This window comes from Brevibacillus fulvus, assembly GCF_016908525.1.
GTDB classification, from domain to species: Bacteria; Bacillota; Bacilli; order Brevibacillales; family Brevibacillaceae; genus Brevibacillus_G; species Brevibacillus_G fulvus.
Map to the genome: position 1 here is coordinate 1 of NZ_JAFBEB010000011.1, position 23,148 is coordinate 23,148.

General features: G+C 47.9%; 23 protein-coding genes and 7 tRNA genes. 23 read left to right on the plus strand and 7 right to left on the minus strand.

The window, feature by feature from the left end; translation table 11 throughout:
- The first annotated feature begins 19 nt into the window (after window positions 1–19).
- The 8 genes from JOD01_RS14415 to rocF all read left to right on the plus strand — a co-directional run bounded on the left by JOD01_RS14415 (window position 20) and on the right by rocF (window position 1,805).
- Window positions 20–95: transfer RNA gene (locus tag JOD01_RS14415), tRNA-Val, on the plus strand.
- A 32-nt stretch (window positions 96–127) separates the two neighbouring features.
- A tRNA-Tyr gene (locus tag JOD01_RS14420) sits at window positions 128–212 on the plus strand.
- Window positions 213–229: 17 nt separating this feature from the next.
- Window positions 230–304 (plus strand) — tRNA-Gln (locus JOD01_RS14425).
- Window positions 305–311: 7 nt separating this feature from the next.
- Window positions 312–387, plus strand: a tRNA-Lys gene (locus JOD01_RS14430).
- A gap of 14 nt (window positions 388–401) precedes the next feature.
- Window positions 402–478 (plus strand) — tRNA-Arg (locus JOD01_RS14435).
- Window positions 479–524: 46 nt separating this feature from the next.
- A tRNA-Pro gene (locus JOD01_RS14440) sits at window positions 525–601 on the plus strand.
- Window positions 602–657: 56 nt separating this feature from the next.
- Window positions 658–731, plus strand: a tRNA-Gly gene (locus JOD01_RS14445).
- Between the two features lie 177 nt (window positions 732–908).
- Window positions 909–1,805 (plus strand): arginase, encoded by an 897-nt coding sequence (gene rocF, locus JOD01_RS14450; RefSeq protein ID WP_204519023.1) that lies wholly within the window; start codon window positions 909–911, stop codon window positions 1,803–1,805.
- 127 nt (window positions 1,806–1,932) lie between these two features.
- On the opposite strand, the gene JOD01_RS14455 is transcribed toward rocF, so the two are convergent.
- Window positions 1,933–2,088, minus strand: coding sequence for an aspartyl-phosphate phosphatase Spo0E family protein (locus JOD01_RS14455; RefSeq protein WP_204519024.1), 156 nt, complete (start codon window positions 2,086–2,088; stop codon window positions 1,933–1,935).
- A gap of 184 nt (window positions 2,089–2,272) precedes the next feature.
- Between JOD01_RS14455 and sigW the strand changes: the two genes are divergently transcribed.
- The 8 genes from sigW to JOD01_RS14495 all read left to right on the plus strand — a co-directional run bounded on the left by sigW (window position 2,273) and on the right by JOD01_RS14495 (window position 11,370).
- Window positions 2,273–2,836 (plus strand): RNA polymerase sigma factor SigW, encoded by a 564-nt coding sequence (sigW, locus tag JOD01_RS14460; RefSeq protein WP_204519025.1) that lies wholly within the window; start codon window positions 2,273–2,275, stop codon window positions 2,834–2,836.
- A 19-nt stretch (window positions 2,837–2,855) separates the two neighbouring features.
- Window positions 2,856–3,479: a zf-HC2 domain-containing protein gene (locus tag JOD01_RS14465; RefSeq protein ID WP_204519026.1), complete on the plus strand. Its 624-nt coding sequence runs from the start codon at window positions 2,856–2,858 to the stop codon at window positions 3,477–3,479.
- A gap of 106 nt (window positions 3,480–3,585) precedes the next feature.
- Window positions 3,586–4,404: a diadenylate cyclase CdaA gene (gene cdaA / locus JOD01_RS14470; RefSeq protein ID WP_239565474.1), complete on the plus strand. Its 819-nt coding sequence runs from the start codon at window positions 3,586–3,588 to the stop codon at window positions 4,402–4,404.
- Window positions 4,397–5,644, plus strand: a complete 1,248-nt coding sequence (locus tag JOD01_RS14475) for a CdaR family protein (protein ID WP_204519027.1) — start codon at window positions 4,397–4,399, stop codon at window positions 5,642–5,644. Before cdaA ends, JOD01_RS14475 begins: the two co-directional genes overlap by 8 nt.
- 44 nt (window positions 5,645–5,688) lie before the next feature.
- Entirely contained in the window at window positions 5,689–7,035 is a 1,347-nt protein-coding gene (gene glmM, locus JOD01_RS14480; protein ID WP_204519028.1) for a phosphoglucosamine mutase, read from the plus strand.
- A 492-nt stretch (window positions 7,036–7,527) separates the two neighbouring features.
- A complete protein-coding gene (gene glmS / locus JOD01_RS14485) occupies window positions 7,528–9,360 on the plus strand; it encodes a glutamine--fructose-6-phosphate transaminase (isomerizing) (RefSeq protein WP_204519029.1) in 1,833 nt (610 codons plus the stop codon).
- A gap of 454 nt (window positions 9,361–9,814) precedes the next feature.
- Window positions 9,815–10,636, plus strand: a complete 822-nt coding sequence (locus tag JOD01_RS14490; protein WP_204519030.1) for a MerR family transcriptional regulator — start codon at window positions 9,815–9,817, stop codon at window positions 10,634–10,636.
- 53 nt (window positions 10,637–10,689) lie between these two features.
- Window positions 10,690–11,370, plus strand: a complete 681-nt coding sequence (locus JOD01_RS14495; protein WP_204519031.1) for a DUF554 domain-containing protein — start codon at window positions 10,690–10,692, stop codon at window positions 11,368–11,370.
- Between the two features lie 131 nt (window positions 11,371–11,501).
- On the opposite strand, the gene JOD01_RS20000 is transcribed toward JOD01_RS14495, so the two are convergent.
- Together JOD01_RS20000 and JOD01_RS14505 are read right to left on the minus strand one after the other, a co-directional pair.
- Entirely contained in the window at window positions 11,502–11,687 is a 186-nt protein-coding gene (locus JOD01_RS20000; RefSeq protein ID WP_204519133.1) for a transposase, read from the minus strand.
- Window positions 11,603–12,523 carry an AraC family transcriptional regulator gene (locus JOD01_RS14505; protein ID WP_204519032.1) on the minus strand — a complete coding sequence of 307 codons (921 nt, stop codon included), beginning with the start codon at window positions 12,521–12,523 and terminating at the stop codon, window positions 11,603–11,605. The genes JOD01_RS20000 and JOD01_RS14505 overlap by 85 nt, the downstream gene beginning before the upstream one ends.
- A gap of 198 nt (window positions 12,524–12,721) precedes the next feature.
- On the opposite strand from JOD01_RS14505, the gene JOD01_RS14510 reads away from it, so the two are divergent.
- Entirely contained in the window at window positions 12,722–12,976 is a 255-nt protein-coding gene (locus JOD01_RS14510; RefSeq protein ID WP_204519033.1) for an Atu4866 domain-containing protein, read from the plus strand.
- 77 nt (window positions 12,977–13,053) lie between these two features.
- Window positions 13,054–13,791, plus strand: coding sequence for an SDR family oxidoreductase (locus tag JOD01_RS14515; protein ID WP_204519034.1), 738 nt, complete (start codon window positions 13,054–13,056; stop codon window positions 13,789–13,791).
- A 285-nt stretch (window positions 13,792–14,076) separates the two neighbouring features.
- Here the strand turns inward: JOD01_RS14515 and JOD01_RS14520 are convergent, their stop codons facing one another.
- From JOD01_RS14520 to JOD01_RS14530, 3 genes are all read right to left on the minus strand, one after another.
- Window positions 14,077–14,838, minus strand: a complete 762-nt coding sequence (locus JOD01_RS14520) for an SDR family oxidoreductase (RefSeq protein WP_204519035.1) — start codon at window positions 14,836–14,838, stop codon at window positions 14,077–14,079.
- 100 nt (window positions 14,839–14,938) lie between these two features.
- On the minus strand, window positions 14,939–15,316 hold the full coding sequence (locus tag JOD01_RS14525; protein WP_204519036.1) for a MerR family transcriptional regulator: 378 nt from the start codon (window positions 15,314–15,316) through the stop codon (window positions 14,939–14,941).
- 136 nt (window positions 15,317–15,452) lie between these two features.
- Window positions 15,453–16,502 (minus strand): NAD(P)-dependent alcohol dehydrogenase, encoded by a 1,050-nt coding sequence (locus JOD01_RS14530; protein ID WP_204519037.1) that lies wholly within the window; start codon window positions 16,500–16,502, stop codon window positions 15,453–15,455.
- Window positions 16,503–16,773: 271 nt separating this feature from the next.
- On the opposite strand from JOD01_RS14530, the gene JOD01_RS14535 reads away from it, so the two are divergent.
- Both JOD01_RS14535 and JOD01_RS14540 read left to right on the plus strand, forming a co-directional pair.
- Window positions 16,774–17,319, plus strand: coding sequence for a TetR/AcrR family transcriptional regulator (locus JOD01_RS14535; RefSeq protein ID WP_204519038.1), 546 nt, complete (start codon window positions 16,774–16,776; stop codon window positions 17,317–17,319).
- 76 nt (window positions 17,320–17,395) lie between these two features.
- Window positions 17,396–18,241 (plus strand): SPL family radical SAM protein, encoded by an 846-nt coding sequence (locus tag JOD01_RS14540; RefSeq protein WP_204519134.1) that lies wholly within the window; start codon window positions 17,396–17,398, stop codon window positions 18,239–18,241.
- Window positions 18,242–18,339: 98 nt separating this feature from the next.
- Here JOD01_RS14540 and JOD01_RS14545 read toward each other — a convergent pair whose 3' ends face one another.
- On the minus strand, window positions 18,340–19,680 hold the full coding sequence (locus JOD01_RS14545; protein WP_204519039.1) for a TrkH family potassium uptake protein: 1,341 nt from the start codon (window positions 19,678–19,680) through the stop codon (window positions 18,340–18,342).
- A 377-nt stretch (window positions 19,681–20,057) separates the two neighbouring features.
- Here JOD01_RS14545 and JOD01_RS14550 point away from each other — a divergent pair, with 377 nt between their 5' ends.
- From JOD01_RS14550 to JOD01_RS14560, 3 genes are all read left to right on the plus strand, one after another.
- The gene (locus JOD01_RS14550; RefSeq protein WP_204519040.1) at window positions 20,058–20,387 is read left to right on the plus strand and encodes a metal-sensitive transcriptional regulator; all 330 of its coding nucleotides are present in this window, start codon (window positions 20,058–20,060) and stop codon (window positions 20,385–20,387) included.
- Window positions 20,388–20,405: 18 nt separating this feature from the next.
- Complete coding sequence (copZ, locus tag JOD01_RS14555) at window positions 20,406–20,609, plus strand: copper chaperone CopZ (protein ID WP_204519041.1); 204 nt, start codon at window positions 20,406–20,408, stop codon at window positions 20,607–20,609.
- Between the two features lie 109 nt (window positions 20,610–20,718).
- Window positions 20,719–23,142, plus strand: a complete 2,424-nt coding sequence (locus JOD01_RS14560; RefSeq protein WP_204519042.1) for a heavy metal translocating P-type ATPase — start codon at window positions 20,719–20,721, stop codon at window positions 23,140–23,142.
- The last annotated feature ends 6 nt before the right edge of the window (window positions 23,143–23,148 follow it).

Below are 23,148 nucleotides of genomic sequence, written 5' to 3' on the forward strand. Positions count from 1 at the left end.
ACACTTTGTGGGGTGTTGTGGAGGCTTAGCTCAGCTGGGAGAGCATCTGCCTTACAAGCAGAGGGTCGGCGGTTCGATCCCGTCAGCCTCCACCAGAATAATTTTTTGAGAAGCGGCGAAGGCTAACGGGGAGATAGCGAAGAGGCTAAACGCGGCAGACTGTAAATCTGCTCCCTATGGGTTCGGCGGTTCGAATCCGTCTCTCCCCACCACTAACCTTGATTTTTATTGGGGTATAGCCAAGCGGTAAGGCAACGGACTTTGACTCCGTCACTCCTAGGTTCGAATCCTAGTACCCCAGCCAGAAATGAGAGCCATTAGCTCAGTTGGTAGAGCATCTGACTTTTAATCAGAGGGTCGAAGGTTCGAGTCCTTCATGGCTCACCACTTTTTACTTGGATGTGCCCTTAGCTCAGCTGGATAGAGCGTTTGACTACGAATCAAAAGGTCGGGAGTTCGAATCTCTCAGGGCACGCCATTTCGTTTCGTCAAATGAAAGAGAATGGTCAAAAGCCAAACAGAAACGGGAAGTAGCTCAGCTTGGTAGAGTACTTGGCTTGGGACCAAGGGGTCGCAGGTTCGAATCCTGTCTTCCCGACCATTTTATTAAAAAATGGTTATTAGTTCAGTTTCTTGGGGATACTAATAGATAGTCATGCGGGTGTAGTTCAATGGTAGAACCCCAGCCTTCCAAGCTGGTCGCGTGGGTTCGATTCCCATCACCCGCTCCATAACTTTGCCAAAAACGGGCAACCATTCGGTTGTTCGTTTTTTTATTGCCATTTTAACAAGGCGCGGCTAAAAACTGAAAATTGCAACTTATATCTATGCAAAAAGTTGTCGAGTTGAGTCATTGAGGTTGGAAACGCTACAATGAGGGGAGAGATCCTTTTAAGGGGGAAAATCACATGAATGACAAAATATCGGTAATTGGTGTGCCAATGGATCTGGGCGCCGATCGCAGAGGTGTTGATATGGGACCTAGCGCTATCCGTTACGCCGGAATTGCAAAAAAATTGGAAAGATTGGGATTTGACCTGAAGGATACTGGAAATATTAATGTTCCTCAGCCGGAAATGTATGTGGAAGCAGGGAAGTATAAATATCTCGAGCAAGTTGTGAAAGCAAATGAACAACTGGCGGAAGCCGTGAGCAAAGAGATCGGCGATGGCCGTTTTCCGCTTGTGCTGGGGGGAGACCATAGCATTGCAATTGGTACAATAGCTGGAGTTGCCAAACATGTGCAGAACCTGGGAGTAATTTGGTTTGATGCACATGGTGATCTTAATACCGGCGAAACCTCGCCCTCAGGCAATATCCACGGCATGTCCCTGGCAGCCTGCTTAGGTTACGGCCATGAGCGGCTTGTTTCACTCGGCGGTTTCTTTCCCAAACTCAAGCCGGAAAACATCGTAATTATAGGGGCACGCGATCTTGATCCGGGGGAACGGGCATTGATTAAAGAAATAGGTCTCAATGTATATACGATGCATGAAATTGATAAATTGGGAATGGCGCGTGTAATGGAGGAAGCGATTAAGCAAGTGAGCCGTGAAACGGACGGAGTTCATCTGAGCCTTGATCTGGACGGATTGGACCCTCATGATGCTCCCGGCGTAGGAACGCCGGTAATCGGGGGGATTTCCTATCGCGAAAGTCACTTGGCACTGGAGATACTGGCTGAGGCGGATGTACTCGTTTCTGCCGAGTTTGTTGAGGTAAACCCGATCCTCGATCGTGAAAATGCTACGGCGCAGGTGGCGGTCGAATTGATTGGCTCGGCATTTGGGGAAAAGTTGCTTTAAACATATGCTAAAAAAAGGGGGGGGAACCCCCTTTTTCTCTTTTATGGAAACATGATCTTGCCAAACGGCTTGATCCCAACAGTTTTTACCAATAACCCAGTACTCTTTACAAAAAGGCGAAATCGGACTAAAGTCTAGGGAAGAAGTGGAGTTTGTTTAGCAATTGGTCCAGTTTTACACTGAGCTCAACCAATTCGGGGGAGATGATCCCGCTTTTCTTATAGCGGTCATTCAGTTCTTGGCGCAATTGTTCAATTTGTTCCAGTACAAATTCATTGTTCATCCGATCCACTCTCCTTTTCATAAGATATAACGCAGGAGTTTCTTTCTATCTATATAATTAAAGAAGTATAAATATTCCCAATATTAGCCAGTAAGTCATAGGAAAATTTTTTATACGGGAAAAGTGAAACTAAGTTCAGGTTCTATTCGTATAGGAGATTACGGTGTTTGCCGGGGAGGATAGCATGGAATTTGTGGAGAAACGGTTAATCGAACGTGCCAAACGGGGGGATCGGGAAGCATTTGCCGAGTTGATCGAGATATATAAAGATAAAATCTTCCAACTCGCCTATCGCATGGTCGGTAACCGACAAGAAGCAGAGGATATTGCACAAGAAACGTTTTTGCGCGTATTTGCAAATTTACACACATACGACGATCAATACAAATTTTCTACCTGGATCTATCGCATCGCAACAAACCTGTGCATTGACAGAGGGCGGAAGAAAAAGCCCGACTTTTCTTTAGATGAAGAGATTGAGCAAGGAGAAGGGCTGGATTGGTATTCCAGACTCTCCTCAAAAGAACAAACACCGGAAGAAAAAGTCGTGACACAAGAGTTGCAGGAAACGGTGCAGGATGCGCTTTCGCAGTTGGCACCGAAGTACAGGTCGATTATGATCTTGCGCTACATCGAGGATCTATCGCTGCAGGAAATTAGTGACATACTAAAGCTGCCAATTACAACGATCAAAACAAGAATTCATCGTGGTCGTGAGGCGCTACGTGGTCGATTGCGATTTATGTGAAGAAGGGAGTACAACCAAAATGGAATGCAGAGAAATGGCAGGTCGCATCCATGAATTCCTGGACGGAGATCTGGACGAATACAACAATCAATTGCTTCAGCAACATCTCCGAACCTGTGATCGCTGTTACCGTCACATGCGTGAATTGCAAAGGGCGATCGCATTTGTACAAAGCGCTTCCCATATACACGTTCCCGCAGATTTTACGGACCGGGTTCTCGCGAAACTTCCCGCGCCCACGAAATCGTTTCGTTTTGCCAACTGGCTGCGAAAACATCCGATGATCGCGGCGGCGGCTGTTTTTCTGTTGCTGATGACAGGAAGCATTTCCGCATCCTGGTTTGAACGCAATCCGGTCATTCAGGTGGCTTCGGCCAATTTGGATAAGCTGAAAATTGACCATAGCCGCAACGTGGTCATTGTTCCAGCGGGAACAAAAATCGACGGTGACATTGTTGTCCGCAATGGCAGCGTCGAAGTGCAAGGGGAAGTAACCGGGAATGTCGTAGCGATTGAGGGGAAAGTGTTCTTGGCTTCGACGGCTCAAGTGGCTGGAAATACGGAAGAGATTGAAGCGATTTTTGAATGGATCTGGTATGAGTTGAAAAATATCGGAAATGACTTGCTTCCAGCGACTCCATAAGGGAAAATAAAAGAGGTTAAGGTCGGCACGGCTGTGGAGCCGTGCTTTTTCCCAACTCAGAATCAGACAGCGGATAGAAATGGAGTGAAAGATGGAGGCTTCGTTTATGGGTTCGATCGATTATGGGGATATCATCAGATACGCGGTCGATATATTGGCGGTCACGTATGTTATCTATAAATTGCTAATGCTGATTCGCGGTACCAGAGCGGTCCAACTGCTGAAGGGGATTGTTGTTATCGTCGTGACTTGGCTCTTGAGCAGATGGTTTGAACTGACCACTTTGCACTGGCTGATGCAACAAGCCTTCACCTTCGGAGTACTGGCTTTGGTTATTATTTTTCAGCCAGAGCTGCGCAAAGCGCTGGAACAGTTAGGGAGAGGAAGGCTCTTTTCACGAACCCAAAGTACACAGGACCAGGAACAGATCCAGCGCATGGTCAAAGAAGTTTGCAAATCCGCAACCTATATGGCGAAGCGGCGGATTGGCGCACTGATTGTCGTTGAACGGGAGACGGGATTGAACGATTATGTGGAGACCGGGATTGCGATCAACGGCAGAGTCAGTTCCGAACTGATGATCAATATTTTTATCCCGAATACGCCGCTGCATGATGGGGCGGTCATCCTCCGCAAAGATATCGTATTGGCGGCAGCGTGCTATTTGCCTTTATCCGAAAGCACCAATATCTCCAAAGAACTGGGAACCCGACATCGGGCGGCGATCGGGATGAGCGAAGTTTCCGACGGCTTGTCGATCGTTGTATCGGAGGAAACAGGGCAGGTGTCCTTTGTTTCCAATGGAGTGATCTATCGCAATTTGACTGAGGAACAACTGAGCGGCATGATGTTGGAGCATTTAACTCCTCCAGCAAAAAACAGGTCATTTATCGACCGCTGGCAGTGGGGGCGAAAACATGGATAGATGGATCAACAGCCCGTGGGTGGCAAGAATTATCGCATTGTTGTTGGCTTCCATGATGTGGATGGCGGTGAACCTGGAAGCGGAGCCGGAAGCAGCCATGGACAGTACGCAACCTGTTTTTATTGATGGCGTGAAGCTGGAAGTTTATTATGATAGTGACCAATTCGAAGTGGTAAAAGTACCCCAGACGGTAAAGGTCGCATTGGAAAGCAACAATCCGTTTTACCGGCATAACTTTATCCCCCCTGATTCCTATGAAGTGTATGTTGATTTGCGGGGACAGGGCAAAGGGACACATCGGGTCAATGTCCAGTACCGGGGCTTTCCTGAAGAAGCGAAAGTCGGAATTATTCCCAACCAAGTTGACGTGACATTGGAAGAGAAGAAAACGGTGGAAAAAGAAGTGCAGGTGGAAACATTGGGGCAAGTCGCGCCGGGCTATACGGCGGGGGAACCGATCGTCAAACCGTTCCGTGTGCTGGTAAAAGTGCCGGAGAGCCGGGTTGACGACATTGCTTTGGTCAAAGCGACTGTCAATCTGGATCAGGCAACGGAAACGATCAAAACGACCGTTCCGTTAAAAGTTGTCGACAAGGCAGGAAACGAGATTGACAAGGTGGAAGTAAATCCGTTGACCGTCGGGGTAGAGGTACCCGTAACCAGTCCGTTTGTCAAAGTGCCAATCAAATTGAACTTGGTCAATGAGCTTCCGGATGGGTACAGCTTGGCGAGTGTTCAGATGAATACAGAGGAGGCGACTGTATACGGTCCCAAGGAGGTTATTGATCCGGCTAAGCTCAGCACTTACCCGGGGCCGGAAATTGATTTGAGCAAAATTACCTCAGATCATTTGGTTCAGCTAAAAATGCCGCTTTTGGACAAGATAGTAAAAGTAGATCCTGATTACCTGCAGGTCTCATTAAAAGTCGTGAAGTCTTCGACAAAACGTTTGGAAAGGGTCCCGATTCGGGTTACCGGGTTGTCGGAAAACACCGAAGCCAGGGTACTTAGTGCGGATGGAAAAGAACTTTCCACCATCGATTTTGACGTAATCGGGGCTGCGGAAATTTTGCAGCAAATGAAGCTTGATGATGTTCAAGTCGTGGCGGATGTCAGCAATTTGCCGCCGGGCGTGCATGAAGTCGCACTGAATTACATCTATAATCAGCCAGATTATTTGAAAACAGGCCCGACTGCATTAAAAACGGTAACGGTGGAAATCACCAATAAACAGAGATAGGCATATGCTATAGATGTGTAGAAGGATAGAAATGAGGGACAAGAATGGGGAAGTATTTCGGAACAGATGGTGTACGTGGGATTGCGAATGCGCAACTGACGCCTGAGTTGGCTTTTAAAGTGGGACGGATTGGTGGCTACGTACTGACCAGACACAAGAGTGAAGGCAGACCGAAAGTCGTAATTGGACGAGATACTCGTGTTTCCGGAGAGATGCTGGAAAATGCCCTGTTGGCCGGACTGCTCTCCGTAGGGGTAGAAGCGGTTCGACTAGGGGTAATTTCTACACCTGGTGTGGCGTATTTGACAAGAGCAACCGGAGCGGATGCCGGCGTCATGATTTCCGCATCCCATAATCCATATCCTGATAACGGCATCAAGTTTTTCGGGAACAATGGTTTTAAACTGTCTGATGAAGTCGAGTCGGAAATCGAACAGTATCTCGACGCTTCAGAAGATACATTGCCGCGTCCGACCGGTGCAGATATCGGTACGGTCCTCGATTACTTCGAAGGCGGACAGAAGTATTTGTCTCACTTGAAGAGCACGATCAGCGAGCGGTTTGACGGTTACAAAATCGTGCTGGATTGCGCCAATGGGGCGGTTTCCTCTTTGGCGGCGCGTCTGTTTGCCGACGTGGAAGCGGAAGTGGTCACGATCGGAGCGAATCCAAACGGTGTCAATATCAATGAGAACTGCGGTTCGACCCATCCGGAGCGGCTGCAGGAGGAAGTTATCAAGCAAAAAGCTCATCTCGGCTTATCCTTCGACGGCGATGCTGACCGTTGTATTGCCGTAGATGAAAACGGGGAGATCGTCGACGGCGATTACATTATGGCCATTTGTGCCCGCGCGTTGAAAGCGAAAGGAAAACTGAACAACAATACCGTAGTGACGACAGTGATGGCCAATCTCGGTTTCTTCAAAGCGATGGAGGAGTCGGCGATCAATACGACGAAAACGGCAGTGGGCGACCGCTATGTGGTGGAGGAAATGATTCGCGGCGGATACAACCTTGGCGGCGAACAGTCGGGCCATATCATCTTTTTGGATCATAACACGACCGGTGACGGTTTGCTGACCGGCTTGCAGTTGCTCAACGTCTTGAAGGAAACAGGCAGGCCATTATCGGAACTGAAACAAGTGATGAGCAAGTATCCGCAGATTTTGGTCAATGTGCCGGTCGTGGATAAAACCAAACTGAACGGCAATCAGGCGATCGAGCAAGTGATCAAAGAAGTGGAGGAAGAGTTGGCTGGTGACGGTCGCGTATTGGTCCGCCCGTCGGGGACTGAACCGATCGTGCGGGTCATGGCGGAAGGTCCGGATGAAGCCAAGCTAAGCGCACTCGTAGATCGGATCGTCGACGTCGTAAAACAGCAGTTGGTTTAAGTTGGAAACAGGAACGGCACCTTGGCTCGGAGAAACCGCCCGTGCCGGCGTGTCAAAGGTTGTCTATAAAACGGAAGGAAGCAGCACCTCGCTGCTTCCTTTTGCATATGATGAAACATCGAAATAGTTGTTGTTGCCTTGCCAAACCTGTGCTAAAGTAATCATGTACGGAAAGGGGGCAGGTGTTTCGAATAGTTTAGGCGATTGATGACCCGATTTGATTTTCCCAAACAAAGCGCCAGCACTGCGTGGGTCGGAGAGAACGCAGTGGACGAGGTGGAGGTTTATCGAAGGATTCGGCGGATGCCTCCCGGCCGGTTGTATCGAGGCCGAAAATACAGGGACAAAACAGCGGGGTAACCTGTTGCACAATACCTGTATACGATACACAACCATTTTAAAAAATTGCGATGGAGTGACGGGGACACTTCCCCGTTACGGATAGAGTACGGCAGTGTCCCCGTCCGTTCACGAAAGGGGACTTGTTTAAACATGTGCGGAATCGTTGGATATATTGGGAATAAAAATGCGCAGGAGATCATTATCGAAGGCTTGCGGAAATTGGAATATCGCGGCTATGACTCGGCTGGCCTGGCTGTTTTGACCGAACAGGGCTTGTCTTTGGATAAAAAACAAGGCCGATTAGCCAATCTGGAAGAGCTTTTGGCCGCACAGCCGCTGAAAGGTCATGTCGGGATTGGACATACCCGCTGGGCTACGCACGGCCGTCCGTCTGATCTGAATGCGCATCCTCATACAGATGCAAAACGGAAGTTCGCCGTTGTGCACAACGGGATTATCGAAAACTTCCTGTCGATTAAAGAAGAGCTTGTGCAAAAAGGTTATACATTTGTTTCGGAAACAGATACCGAAGTGATTGCCCATTTGCTCGATGACTTGTACGACGGCGATCTCGTCGCCACTGTGCAAAAGGCGGTCAAACGGATGCGCGGCGCCTATGCATTGGGCATTATGAGCGAACATGAACCGGACAAACTGATCGCCGTTCGTCTGGCCAGCCCGTTGATCGTCGGGGTCGGCGAAGGCGAAAGCTTTATCGGTTCGGATATCCCGGCTTTGCTGGAACATACGCGCGACGTCTATATCCTCAATGAAGGGGAAATGGCGGTTTTGACTCGTGACGGCGTCGAACTGTTTGACACCGAAACCGGCCAAAAACTGGAGCGGGACATTTTCCATGTCGATTGGGATTTGGTGCAAGCGGAAAAAGGCGGTTTCGATTCGTTCATGCTTAAAGAAATTTTTGAGCAGCCGCAAGCGATTCGCGACACGATCGGTTCCCGCATTGATCTCGATGAGAAAAAAGTCGTTTTGCCGGAACTGAAAATGAGCGATGCGCAATTGGCCAGCTACGACCGGATTTACATTATCGCTTGCGGTACGTCCATGCACGCTGGTTTGGTCGGCAAAGATGTGATCGAGAAACTGACCCGTATCCCGGTGGAAGTGGCTGTCGCGTCCGAATTCCGCTATCGCGACCCGATTTATACGGATAAAACGTTGATGATTGTGATCAGCCAATCGGGTGAAACCGCCGATACACTGGCTGCATTGCGTGAAGCGAAGAAAAGCGGCGTCACCGTCATGGCGATCACCAATGTGGTCGGCAGCTCGGTTGCCCGCGAAGCCGATGAAGTGCTCTTTACCTGGGCCGGTCCGGAAGTAGCGGTTGCCTCGACCAAAGCGTATACCTCACAGGTAGCGGCGTTGTATATGTTTGCCCTTTACCTGTCACAGATCAAAGGAACGCAGTCGGCTGAACAAATCGCTGAAATTGTGGATCACTTGCTGGAACTGCCGGGGCAAATCAGCCAGATTCTCGCTGATGCGGACCATGTCCGCCAATACGCAGAGCGGATCAAAGATGTGACCAGCTTGTTCTTCATCGGTCGTTCGCTCGACTACGCGGTATCGCTGGAAGGCTCGTTGAAATTGAAGGAGATCTCCTACATTCATTCCGAAGCGTACGCAGCAGGCGAGCTGAAACACGGAACATTGGCCTTGATTGAAGAGGATGTGCCGGTGATCGCCTTGGCGACCCAGCCGGATATTTATGAAAAAATGGTCAGCAATATTGTAGAAGTCAAAGCGCGTGGCGCACATGTCCTCGGCTTTGCTTTCGCAGGCGACAACGATTTGATCAAAACGGTCGATCAAGTCGTGTACGTTCCGAAAACGTTGCCTTTGCTGGCTCCGATTCTTACCGTCATTCCATTGCAACTATTGGCTTACTACACCTCGGCGGCAAGAGGTTTGGATGTTGACAAACCGCGCAACCTTGCGAAGAGCGTGACAGTTGAGTAAAGAGAAGGAAGTTTGTCCAGAGAAATAAAGTTATAGACTATAAATTAACGGTCAATACGTTTCGTGTGGTACTTGTGAGTGGAACCATCACGACGCTACCAATCAGAAATAGTTGTTTATCGAGCTACCTACGGTTAGGTAGCTCTTTTTTCTTTTTCATAATTGTACAGAGCTAATAAAGTTTTAGACTGATGAATAAAGTTCTAGACTGGATAATAAAGTACTAGACTGGGGGCGTTAAACTGACGGGCAGTTTTCGTTGAAGATCGACTGTTTAACTTGTATTCAACAATTGGTCTAGATTCGCTAATAAAGCAAATGGATATTTGTGTTAAAATAAATGGAAATAAATACGGGCAAATGAGAGAGATCAATCTCTTGATTTTCTAGTGCGAACAATTCTATGAAAATAATTCTAAACATTAGGAACTAGAGGTGTAGAAAAGGAACAAACATGAAAGATGTTTTTACAATTGGGGAAGTATCACGACTGTTCCGGATAAAAAGCAGTGCGCTTCGTTACTATTGCGACATTGGCTTACTGACACCGACTTATGTAGATCCTGAAACCGGCTATCGGTACTTTTCAACAGCCCATTTTGAACGGCTCAATACAATTAAATATTTACAGACACTTGGGCTGTCACTGCAAGAAATTCAAACCTTTGTCGACAATCGTGATCCGGTTTATTTACTGGACCAACTACATGCTCAACGTGAAATTACACAGCAAAAAATTAAAGAACTACAAGAAATTGAACAAAAAATAAATAATCGTATACAACAAATTGAAGATGCTCTTACACCACATGTTATTGGAGTCATTCAAGAGCAAGTTTTCCCAACACGAGAAATCGTGGTGTTACGCCAAACTATTCCAAGTGGGGCCGATTTAGAACTCTTCATCCGCAACCTTGAAAATAGCTCGAAATTACAATCGGCGGTTTTTTTGGGGAAAATCGGTATATCGATTGCGAAGCACAAAATAGAGAAGTGTCAATTTGATTTGTATGATGCCATCTTTTTATTATTGGAAAATGAGGCTGTAGAAGAATCGGTACAAGAGGAATTACCAGAAGGTCTTTATGTCACGTTGCGCTTTCAAGGAACACATGTGAATGCCAGTAAGTATTATGAACAGCTTTTACAGTATATAAAACAAAAACACTATGAAATCACAGGCGACTCTGTTGAAGTGACGTATATTGATTATGGGTTATCGAATAATACGAACGAGTTTGTCACTGAAATCCAAATTCCTGTCAAGACTTCTTGACCTTCAAGTTACTTGAAAGTTTATGATAAGCACAGAGGAGGTGAGGTGACAACATGATTGGTACAATTGTGAATACAATCGCTATTATAATCGGCAGTGCAGTTGGTGGCTTTTTAAAAAAGGGAATCAAAGACGAGTACCAATCCGCTTTATTTACAGCAATGGGATTTGCAGCTGTTGCGCTTGGCATCAACGCTGTTGTGCAAAATATGCCAAATAGTGAATACCCTGTATTATTCATCGTAAGTTTAGCGATTGGAGGATTAGTAGGAACTATTCTCGATATCGATGCACAATTTCAAAAGCTTGTTAATCGATTTTCGCAAACTGATTTAAGTAAAGGCTTATCAACTGGGATTTTACTATTTTGTATTGGTACTCTGTCTATTTTAGGTCCTATACAAGGTGCGTTATATAATAATCATACTTATTTATTTACCAATGCCACATTAGATTTGGTGACATCGATGGCGTTAGCAGCGACATATGGTTTTGGGATCGTATTTGCTGCTGTCGTGTTGTTTGTTTGGCAAACATCAATTTACTTATGCGCCCAATACTTGGAACCATTTCTAACGGATGCGTTAATGACGGAAATATCGATTGTTGGAGGAATTTTAATCTTCAGTTCAGGTTTATCGATTTTAGGGATTAAAGAAACGAAATCGTTAAATATGTTGCCAGCGCTCTTTATACCTGTACTTTGGTTTGCCGGATTGGCTTTATTTTCTTAAAAGAAAGTTATTAAGCAAGCTTATTTTCAATATTTTTCATATGGTACTTGTGAATGGAACCATCGCGACGCTACCAGTTAGAAATAGGTGTTTATCGAGCTACCTGCGGTTAGGTAGCTCTTTTTTCTTTATCATAACGAGCCTTCTCGGTTGACTATGCGATGGGAAAAGGAGGACAGTCGCGAGCCTTTTGCTTTTGCTGCCACCCACGCTGCTTGGCAAAGAGTGGTCTTCAGTCCCTTGTTTCCGCTTCGTGTAGTGCGCTGCGCAGCCGGCGAACGTCCCGGACTGGCGGCTGCCCAAACATCCGCGCATATTCCCGGCTAAAATGCGAAGGGCTTTCGTATCCAACCTGAAAAGCAGCTTCGGCCGCATCGATCGATTCCGAGAACAGCAGCCGACGTGCCTCTTGCAATCGGATCTGTTTTTGATACTGGATCGGACTCATCCCCGTGACTTTCTTAAAATATTCGTACAAAGACGAGGTGCTCATGCGAGCTTCTGCGGCCAATTCATCAACGCGCAATGGCAGAGCAAAGTCGCGGTTAAGCTTCTCGACGACCCCCGCAATTCGCTGCGCATGACTTCCTATGACTGCAATTTGCTTCAAGGAAGAGTTATTTTCTTTTTGAATCACTCGGTAAATAATTTCCCGCATGACAGAATGCGCGAGCACCGAGATATCCTGTGGCGTTTCGACCAGTTTCACCAACCGCAGAACTGCATCCAGGAGCATATCATCGATGTGGCTTACCTTTAGACCCCGGCAGGTCTCATTTCCGGCTCTTATCGAATCTCCGGCAGCCTGAATGACGTCAAGAATCTGGTTCGTATCGAAATGGATTTGCACACTTAAATACGGTGTTTCACTCGACGCTTCCATCACCTGTCCAGTAATCGGCAAATGTACAGAAGCTGTTATAAAGCTGCTTGGGTCATACTGGTACATCTCCTTCCCCAGCATGACCACCTTGGAACCTTGGGCCACGACACAAAGGGAAGGTTCGTAGACAGAATAAACGGGCTCGGACGGCCGGGAAGCACGAATCAAGCGCAACCCGGGAACTTGCGTGTCATGCGTTCCGTCTTCCGGTGCGGATTTTTCGATGATCCGCAGCAGTTCCTTTCTTTTTTTCTCGAACCATTCATCCATTTGTTTCCTCCCCTTATCCGCATTATTTACGTTATTTACCACTTTATCTTCTTCTGGAGGATTAGGCAATCATTATGTATGATCCAGCTACCGCCATGCTCTTCGAAGAAGCGATAATAAACATACGGTACGGAAATCCTGGAAACGATGACAAGGCAGACTGAAGTCCAGGATACGAAAACGAAAGGGGAATTATCAATGAGTAAACCAAACGAACAATCCCATCCCTATGTTGGCATGTGGGTGATAAAAGACGGTTATATCCGACACGAACTGCTGCCGAACGGCCGGTATGACGAAGCGCGCGGAAATCGGAAAAGTGCTTATCAAGGCCGGTATACGATTATAGGCGACCATATCGAGTACGTAGATGATACAGGCTTTAAGGCAGACGGCGATTTCCGCAACTCGGTGCTCTACCACGCCGGCATGGTTCTCTATCGTGAAAAATAGCGGGAGATGCGCCGGTTTTTCCCTGTGATTTGTTCGATTCGAGCCATTGGATATTGAGAGAAAAAGGAGAAATGTTAATGTCTGAAATCAATGGAAAGGTTGTCGTTATTACAGGAGCAAGCAGCGGAATCGGTGAAGCGACGGCGAAGCTTCTTGCCAGCCGCGGCGCCCTTGTCGTCATGGGGGCAAGACGTGTGGAAAGGTTGGAAGCACTGGCTTCCCTTATTGAGGCAGAAGGAGGATGCGCATTATATCAACAGCTGGACGTGACGAATATCGATCAAATGCAGTCCATCATCCGCTTGGCGCAGAGCCGGTTCGGACGAGTCGATGTCATTGTGAACAACGCCGGCGTAATGCCTCTCTCTCCCTTGGAAGCCTTGAAAATTGATGAATGGAATCGGATGATCGACGTTAATATCCGCGGGGTTTTGCATGGCATTGCTGCAAGTCTTCCTGTTATGAAGGAGCAGCAATCCGGCCACGTGATTAACCTGGCTTCCATTGGTGCCTATGCGGTTTCACCGACTGCAGCAGTATACTGCGCAACGAAATACGCCGTTCGAGCCATCACGGAAGGTTTGCGCCAGGAAGTTGGTTCAGACATCCGGGTAACGCTCATTTCGCCCGGTGTAACGCAGTCCGAGCTTGCTGAGAGCATTTCGGATGATGAGGCCAGGGAACTGATGAGGACGTACCGGCGCCACGCTCTTCCTGCTTCCGCTATTGCCCGAGCCATCGCCTATGCGATCGAACAGCCGGCTGAAGTTGACGTAAACGAGCTGGTCGTTCGGCCTACAGCCCAGCTTTCGTAACGTTGTGAAAAACTGTACGGAAGGCACAGATTTTACCCACTTAGACTTGGTCTAAGGCAGACGCTGTTTTCATTACCTTTTGCCGGAGGACTCGATTATGTCGTAACCTTTTTGATCCTCTTCTCAATCGTCACGTTGGTCGAAAAAGTAATTATCGAATCTTTGACTCGCCTGCAAAGCGGACCGGGGAAACAGGCTTGAAAAAACTGTAGCGATGCAGTTTTTGCGCTGCCCCCGGTTAGGACACTTTGTGGGCTTGAATGAGCCATTTTTACCGGAAATGGGTTATTCAATCAAGTTTTTTGTGGCCTGATACATCTTTTCGGTGTATTCGTCAATTTCATCTCTTGACATGCGTAAGCGATTCACAGAAGAGCCATAGCCAATTTCCTGTTTCCCTTCTTGCAACCCTGTAAAAATTCCATCGGCGAAGGCATCCAATGGTTCTCCCTGGGTATGTAAACCCGCTCCGCCCAAATCGGTATTCACTGCCGGAGGAGCAACTTCAATGACTTCTACCGATGTTTCGGAGAGTTGGAGCCGCAGACTCATTGTAAAAGAATGAAACGCCGCTTTGGTTGCGGAATAAATCGGAGCGATCGCAAACGGGGTAAAAGCCAGCCCGGATGTCACGTTAATGATCGTCGCCGCTTCTTTTGTCGCAAGATAGGGTGCGAACAACATAGCAAGATGGAAAGGCGCCTCAATGTTGGTGGTAATTTCTTTATGGAAATAACCCCAATTGTTTTTCGCATCCGCTTTTAACACATGGAAGCGTTGCTGAATCCCCGCATTGTTCACTAACACATTCACTTCCGGATAATTGGCTGTCACCCATTCAAACAAGGCGACCCGCTCGGATTCAATCGCCAGATCGCTTACACGGGTAATCAGGCTCGGAACCTTTTCTTTGGCATTTTGCAGCACTTCTTCACGTCTTCCACAAACAATTACTCTGTTTCCGGCCTTAATAAATCGTTCTGCAAAGGCCAATCCGATGCCGGAACCTCCGCCGGTAATAAGGATCGTATTTCCTGAAAGCTTCATGATCGTTCCCCTTTTCCATGTTTTCTCCGCATGCGTGGCATGACTTTTTCTGTAACGGCATGATGCCAGGAAACTCGCACAGGCAAAATGCCCAAGATGATCATTCTTCTATTCTTCCCCGGGTACGTTCCAAATAACGGTTAATTTTTGCTTCGATCCCTTTCAAGGACTCTGTCATGACGGAAATTTCAGCGAGCACAGCTTGCTTGTGCCGGTTCATCATCTCAAGTCTTCGTTCAAGGGTGTTCTCGCCTTCGATCACCCAGTCAACATATTGCTTTATACTGCTGATGGGCATGTGTGTGTGTTTTAAACAAATCACGATTTCCAGAAGGCTCATTTGATCTTCGGAAAATATCCGCCTTCCCGCTTCATCGCGCTCGATTAGGGGCATCAGTCCTTTCTTTTCGTAATAACGCAAGGTAGATTCCGAAATATTGAACTTGGCTGCAGCTTCGCTTATGGAGCAATAGGTCATCGGGAGGCCTCCAGATTTTGTCATTGATCGTCGACAGATACAATGGTACGACTTAAACCATGGTTTAAGTCAAGAGGAAACGCAAAAAAGGCACACCATTGCAGGCGTGCCCTGAATATTTGATGCAAATATACGGTTATTCCTTGCCCATCGTGCTGATGTCGATCACAAATCGATAGCGGACATCTGAAGCGAGTACGCGTTCCCAAGCTTCATCAATCTGGTTGGCCGAAATAACTTCGATCTCCGGGGTGATGCTGTGTTCAGCGCAAAAATCCAGCATTTCCTGCGTTTCACGAATGCCGCCGATCATTGATCCTGCAAACGACCGACGATGAGGAATAAGCGAGAATACTTGCACCGGCAACGGCTCTGCGGGCGCGCCGACATTGACCAATGTACCGTCCAGCGCCAGCAGCGACAGGTAGGCATTAATATCGATCTGGGCGCTCACGGTATTGACAATAAGGTCGAACGTACCGGCCAGTTTTTCAAACGTCTGCGGATCGCTCGTGGCATAATAATGATCCGCACCCAGCCGCAAACCGTCTTCTTTCTTTTTCAACGTCTGCGATAAAACCGTGACCTCTGCTCCCATCGCATGAGCAATTTTCACAGCCATATGTCCAAGCCCGCCAAATCCGACAACCGCTACCTTTTTACCCGGAGCAGCACCCCAATGGCGCAGCGGCGAGTACGTTGTGATGCCGGCGCACAAGAGCGGTGCGGCAACGTCCAGCTCAATACTGTCCGGGATTCGGACCACGAAGTCTTCGGTGACGACGATGTGGGTAGAATAGCCGCCTTGCGTATATTGCCCGTATCGGTCGATCGCCGCGTAGGTACCGGTATGGCCATTCAGGCAGTACTGCTCTTCTCCTTTGCGGCAATTTTCGCACTCTCCGCATGAGTCAACCATGCAGCCGACGCCGACGCGATCGCCAACGGCATATTTTGTGACTGCCGATCCGACCTGTCTGACGATTCCGGCGATCTCGTGTCCGGGGACGAGTGGATATTGCACTGGTCCCCACTCGCCGCGAGCAGTATGAATATCGGAGTGGCAAATACCAGCGTATTTAATCTCAATGAGCACATCATGCGGCTGGAGCTCCCTGCGCTCGATCGTCGTTGGTTGGAACGGACCTTCCGGACTGAAGACAGCACGTGCATTTGCAGTAATCATATGTAACCTCCCGCTTTGCTTGTATTCGGTAATTTTTGAGTGAATAAGGCAAAATAAACAATTTGTGATTAAACAACATCTGTTTATAATTATAAATAGGCACAGGATGCTTGCAATGGTTAAATGAGAGCCATTTGTCGTTTATTGAATAGTTTAAGGCAGTTTGTTGATTATTTTTAAGGAAGTTACAGAGGAACGGCTGCCTTGATAGCGGATATGTAAGCATATGAACCGAACATGTGTCTGATTCAAGAAAGCTGGGGTACGGATCATGGCAAAAGTCGATCGAAGAATTGTGAAAACACAAGAAGCGATAAAAAAGGCAGTCATTGAGCTGATGGCGGAAAAATGCTTTGATGACATTACAATTCAGGATATTGCCGACCGGGCAAACATAAACCGCGGAACCATCTATCTTCATTATCGTGATAAATTTGATTTGTTGGATAAACTCACCGAGGAACATATAAATGAGTTGGCGAAGACGGGGGAATGGGCATGCAAGCTGGATTGGAGCGGTGCGCTAGTCCCTTTCTTTGTCTACTTTCAAGAAAACTACTTATTCTTTTCGACGATGCTGGAAAGCAAAGGGGCTCCCTCTTTTCGAAAGCGGCTGTTTGATTTTATTATCGCCGGGTTCAAAGGTGAGATCGACAGAGAAAGCGGAAGGAATACGGATCTAGATGAAGACGTGATGCTGCAATACGCCGGGGCGGCTTATGTAAGTGTAATTGAATGGTGGATACGGAATGGCATGCCCCATTCTCCCCAGGTTATGGCTAAACAAGTCGGGGCATTGTTGGAGAGAACGCTGTGATTGAAGGGTCTCCCTTTCCGATAACGGAGGGAAAGATATGTAGCGGGAGAACGGAGTCGAGGTGAAATTAGTTCAAATGCCAATCGAAATCAAAGATATTCTAGCGCGTAAGCTTCTGAGCGAGGCGAAAGGCTACCTGGATGTTGGCTTTACCCATTCCTTGAATCCTTATAGCGGCTGTGCATTTTCCTGCACCTATTGTTATGTGAGAGAAATGCCGATTCAAAGGTTCAAACAGATTCCCTGGGGCGAATGGGTGGAGATCAAGAGAAACGCGGCGGAAAACTACCGGAATGAAGTCAGCAAACTTCGTCAAAAAAACAAACCGGTCAATATTTTTATGTCCTCGGCCACCGATCCGTACCAACCGATTGAACGGCAGGCAGCGATTACGCGGCAGATTTTGCAGGCAATGATCGAAGCGCCCCCGGATCTGCTGCAAATTCAGACCCGAAGTCCGCTGGTTACGAGAGATCTCGATTTGCTGCTCAAACTAAAGGAAATTTGCCAACTGCTCGTTTCGATGACGGTCGAGACCGATCGTGAGGACATCAAGCGAATTTTTGCTCCGTATGCGCCCGGGATCAAATTGCGGCTAAAAGCGTTAGCAGAACTGCATGATGCCGGGATTGCCACACAAGCTTCGGTTTCACCTGTATTGCCCTTTACCCCTGAGTTCGCCGATTTGCTGCAAGGGAAAGTTGACCGGATTTGGATTGATACGCTCAATATCGGGGACGGCTCCATGGGAAAACGTTCAGCACGGCTCGGCATGCCACAACTGTTTGAAACACACGGGTTGGCGCAATGGTATGAGAGAAATATCCATGTCAGAGTCGCCAAGTACTTTCAAAAAACATTTCCGCAAGAGATGATACACATCTCCAGGGATCAAGCATTCCCGATTGGCTCCAATGAATGAAACAGCGGCTGTCTAAGTCACGAAGTGAGGTCTTAGATTGCCGCTGCAGTTTTTTATAGCCGATGCTGCTCAGCAAATCAAGCAGCCGTAAACCTTCTTTATCCAATAATGATTCGCTCTTTTGGGTAGTGATAGGAAGTTTGGTTTGGTTTCCCGCCCATAAAGAATAAGAACGTAAATATGCCAATTTTGCCAATAAACATTAACGTCATAATCACAATTTTGCCCGCTGTGGACAAATCCGGCGTGATCCCAAGGGAAAGACCGACTGTACCGAATGCGGACGAAACTTCGAAGACGATTTGCATCAACGAAAGGGTCGGCTCCAGGTATGTAAGCGCAATAACGCCGACGCTGCAAAGCAGCATGGCTGTCGAGAAGACGACGAATGACTTGATAATATCTTCCTCATGAATTTCCCGATTGAAAATTTTTATGGTCATGTTCCTGTTTGCGTAAGCATACATGGTCAGCAATATAACGGCGAACGTGGTTGTTCTGATTCCCCCGCCGGCGCTGCTTGGGGACGCTCCAATGAACATGAGGATACTTAAAAACAAGTGGGTGGCGGTGGAAAACTGGTTGATATCATTGATGGCCATGCCGCCCGTTCGCGATGATATGGAATAAAACAAAGAATGCATAAGCGATTGGAGTCCAGGCTTGTCTGCATATTCAAAGAGGTAAATAAAAATCGTTCCAGCTACGATCAGTAACAAAAAAGTAGCGGTGGTGATTTTCGTAAACAAGCTAAATCGGAATTTTACATTGTTTTCACGGCGAAACCGTTCACGAATTTCCATCAAGACCGGAAATCCAAGTGAGCCGATCATAAAAAGCACCATATTTATGCTCAGGACAAAGTAATCATTTTCAAACGGAACCAATGAGCTTCCTGTAATGTCAAAGCCGGCATTTGTCGTGGCTGCAACGGAGGCGAAGAAACCTTGTAAAAAAGCCTCTTGCCAACTGGGGAAATATTGCAAAAAATACGTTCCCAATACGACAGCCCCGATGAGTTCGACCAGCACAAAGAAAAAAAAGATCATTTGAATAAGCCGAACGATGCCGGACACAGTCGCTCTGTTTTGTTCTGTGGTCATCAGCAGTCGTTCCCGCAATCCAATTCTCTTGCCGAGCAATAACCATAGCATGGTCCCGAAAGCCATAATGCCCACTCCACCGAACTGCAAGATGGCAGCAAAAATGAACATTCCCGGAATGCTGAGCAGTTGACTGATGTCAACGGTAGATAACCCTGTTACCGTCATCGCGCTGATGGCGAGAAAAACGGCGTCAATAAACGGCAACGCCGCATTCGGCTTATGCGTGATCGGGAGCAATAGTAAAACCGTTGACAGAGCCACGGCTACGATGTAATAAAAGACGATCATTTGCGCCGCCGAAAATCTGCGTGTTGTTTTCTCCTTAGTCTTCATCCTATTTCTCCATGATTACTGTAAATTTGCATTGTCTTGATACTGATCGTGCGTGCAAACAATAAACATTCGTACTGCCAGCTTTCTGCTTTACATATTATCCTGCCCGAATGCTTACTGACCAATCGTACGTTATCATACTATATTTTTTCAATCCAAGCATGAAATTTCGCGATTCAATGCTTAATCATCTGCGGTCAGCGTCGAACACTCGAACACTCGAACACTCCAACACTCCAACACTCCAACACTCCAACACTCCAACACAACTTTCCTTGCGATTTAGGCTATCCTATTCATGTTGGCAACAAAGAAGTGTCCGTACGCTTGCATACCCTGGAGGGGTATGGTATTATCTTTTATGGGAGGATGATTGCATGGAGGAACTTGAACAGGAAAAAGCTGAGAGTTGTCACTCACATAGCAGCGAACGCAAGAGTCATCATTCGGATAAAGTCAAGAGCAACTTGATTTCGCGGCTAAACCGGATCGAGGGTCAGGTGCGCGGATTAAAGGGCATGATAGAAAAAGACACGTATTGCGATGACGTGCTGAATCAAATTGCTGCGGTTCAGTCGGCATTAAACAGCGTTGGCAAGCTTTTGCTGGAACATCACATGAACAGTTGCGTGATCGAACGCATTCAAGAAGGCGATCGTGAAGTGATCAAAGAATTGTTGACTACGATGAACAAGTTAATGAAATAATCGGAGGAGAGATGAGCGATGCAATCTATTACATTGAAAGTTGAAGGCATGTCTTGCAATCATTGCGTAAACGCGGTAGAAGGTGCGGTCAAAAAACTTGGCGCAACAGGGAAAGTTGATTTGAACGCGGGATTGGTGACCGTGGAATACGACGAATCCAAAGTAACGGTTGATGCGATTAAAGCAGCTATCGAAGACCAAGGCTATGACGTTGTGAGCTAACGAAGGGGGCCGTTTGAAGCGGCTCCATCCCCGCTGCTCCAGCAGCATATATTTTTTTTCAATCAAATATACCCCATAAGGGTATATTCCCGGTGAGGTGAGCGCTTTAATGGAAAAATGGGAACAGCAGCATGCTACTTTGCAAATTGCCGGTATGACTTGTGCGGCATGCGCCAATCGGATTGAGAAAGGCTTGAAAAAAGTCGACGGCGTTGATGAGGCAAACGTCAACTTCGCGCTTGAAAAAGCTTCTGTTGTGTATAATCCGGCAAAAGTAAACGTGGCCGTACTTGAGCAAAAAATTACCGATCTCGGATACAGCACCGTTAAAGACGAGATCGATTTCACGCTTATAGGCATGACTTGCGCAGCATGTGCGAACCGAATTGAAAAAGGTTTAAACCGAATCCCTGGTGTCAGCAAGGCAACGGTCAATTTCGCCCTGGAGACGGCGCATGTCGAGTACAACGCTGCCGAGGTATCCGTGGCGGACATGATCAAAAAAGTCGAGCAGCTTGGCTATCAGGCGATTCGCAAAGGAGAGGCCTCCGGAGCAGACGGAGATTACAAGCAAAAAGAAATTCGTCACAAGAAGCTGCAGCTGCTCGTATCGGCGGTTCTTTCTGCTCCGCTTCTTTGGGCGATGGTTGGCCACTTCTCGTTTACTGCCTGGATCTATGTGCCTGCATGGTTTATGAATCCATGGGTGCAGCTTGTTCTTGCCACGATCGTACAGTTTGTGATCGGCCGTCAATTTTACGCAGGCGCCTATAAGGCATTGCGAAATCGAAGTGCCAATATGGATGTGCTTGTGGCGTTGGGGACGTCGGCGGCATATTTTTACAGCTTGTACTTAACCTTGCAATGGGCGTCCTCCTCCGATGCTCACCACGCACCGGATATGTATTACGAAACGAGTGCAATTCTGATTACGCTGATTATTCTCGGCAAGCTGTTTGAGGCGCTGGCCAAAGGACGCACCTCGGAAGCGATCAAAAAGTTGATCGGCTTGCAAGCGAAAACCGCCACGGTGATTCGGAACGGCCGAGAACTCTCCATCTCCGTGGAAGAAGTCGTGGTCGGCGACACTGTTTTGATCAAGCCGGGAGAAAAGATTCCAGTTGATGGCCAAGTGTTGGCAGGGCAATCCGCCGTTGATGAATCGATGCTGACTGGTGAGAGTATCCCGGTTGAGAAACAAACGGGTGATGTTGTGATCGGCGCGACGGTGAACAAAAATGGCGCTCTTACGATAAAAGCCACCCGTGTCGGCAAGGAAACGGCGCTCGCGCAAATCATTAAGGTCGTGGAAGAGGCACAAGGCTCAAAAGCGCCGATTCAACGCGTAGCCGATTCGATCTCGGGCGTTTTTGTTCCGATTGTCGTAGGAATCGCTGTCCTTACGTTTCTGGTGTGGTTTATCTTCATTTCCCCAGGTGAACTGGCTGCAGCGCTGGAAAAAGCGATTGCCGTTTTGGTTATCGCCTGTCCTTGTGCGCTGGGGTTGGCGACGCCGACATCGATCATGGCTGGATCAGGCCGCGCCGCAGAGTTCGGGATTCTCTTTAAAGGCGGGGAACATCTGGAATCGTTGCAGAAGGTCCAGACAGTCGTACTGGATAAAACCGGTACGGTAACGAATGGGCAGCCCGAACTGACAGATGTGCAGATCGAAACGATCGATGAGGCGGAAGCGCTTCGCCTGATCGGCTCGGCAGAGAAACAGTCGGAACATCCGCTGGCCCAGGCGATTGTTTCCGGCATTTTGCAAAGGGGCATCTCGCTTTCGCCGGTGCAACAGTTTGAAGCGATTCCCGGATTCGGCATTCGCGCTGTTGTGGAGGGCAGGGAAATACTGGTCGGCACACGCAAACTGCTGAACCGGGAAAAGATTGAATTCGGCAAAGCGGGCCCTTTGATGGAACGTTATGAAACTGAAGGCAAAACAGCCATGCTTGCCGCTATCGATCAAACTTATGTCGGGGTGGTTGCGGTTGCCGACACGATCAAAGAAACGTCCACGGAAGCGATTGCCAAACTGAAACAAATGGGCATTGAGGTCATAATGATCACCGGGGACAACCAGCGGACAGCAGAGGCGATTGCCAAACAAGTCGGGATCGAGCATGTGCTGGCTGAAGTATTGCCGGAGGGCAAAGCCGAGGCGGTGAAACGACTGCAAGCGCAAGGGAAAAAAGTCGCAATGGTCGGCGACGGCATCAATGATGCGCCGGCACTTGCCACCGCTGACGTGGGGATCGCGATTGGAACGGGTACGGACATCGCCATGGAGGCTGCGGATCTCACACTGATGCGAGGCGAGTTGACGGGAATTGCCGATGCCATCTTGATGAGCCGCAAAACGATGGCGAATATCAAGCAAAACCTGTTCTGGGCGCTTGGCTATAATACGCTGGGGATTCCCATTGCCGCGATCGGACTGCTTGCACCATGGGTGGCCGGAGCAGCGATGGCTTTGAGTTCGGTGTCCGTTGTCCTCAATGCGTTGCGTCTGCAAAGGGTCAAACTGTAAGTCTTT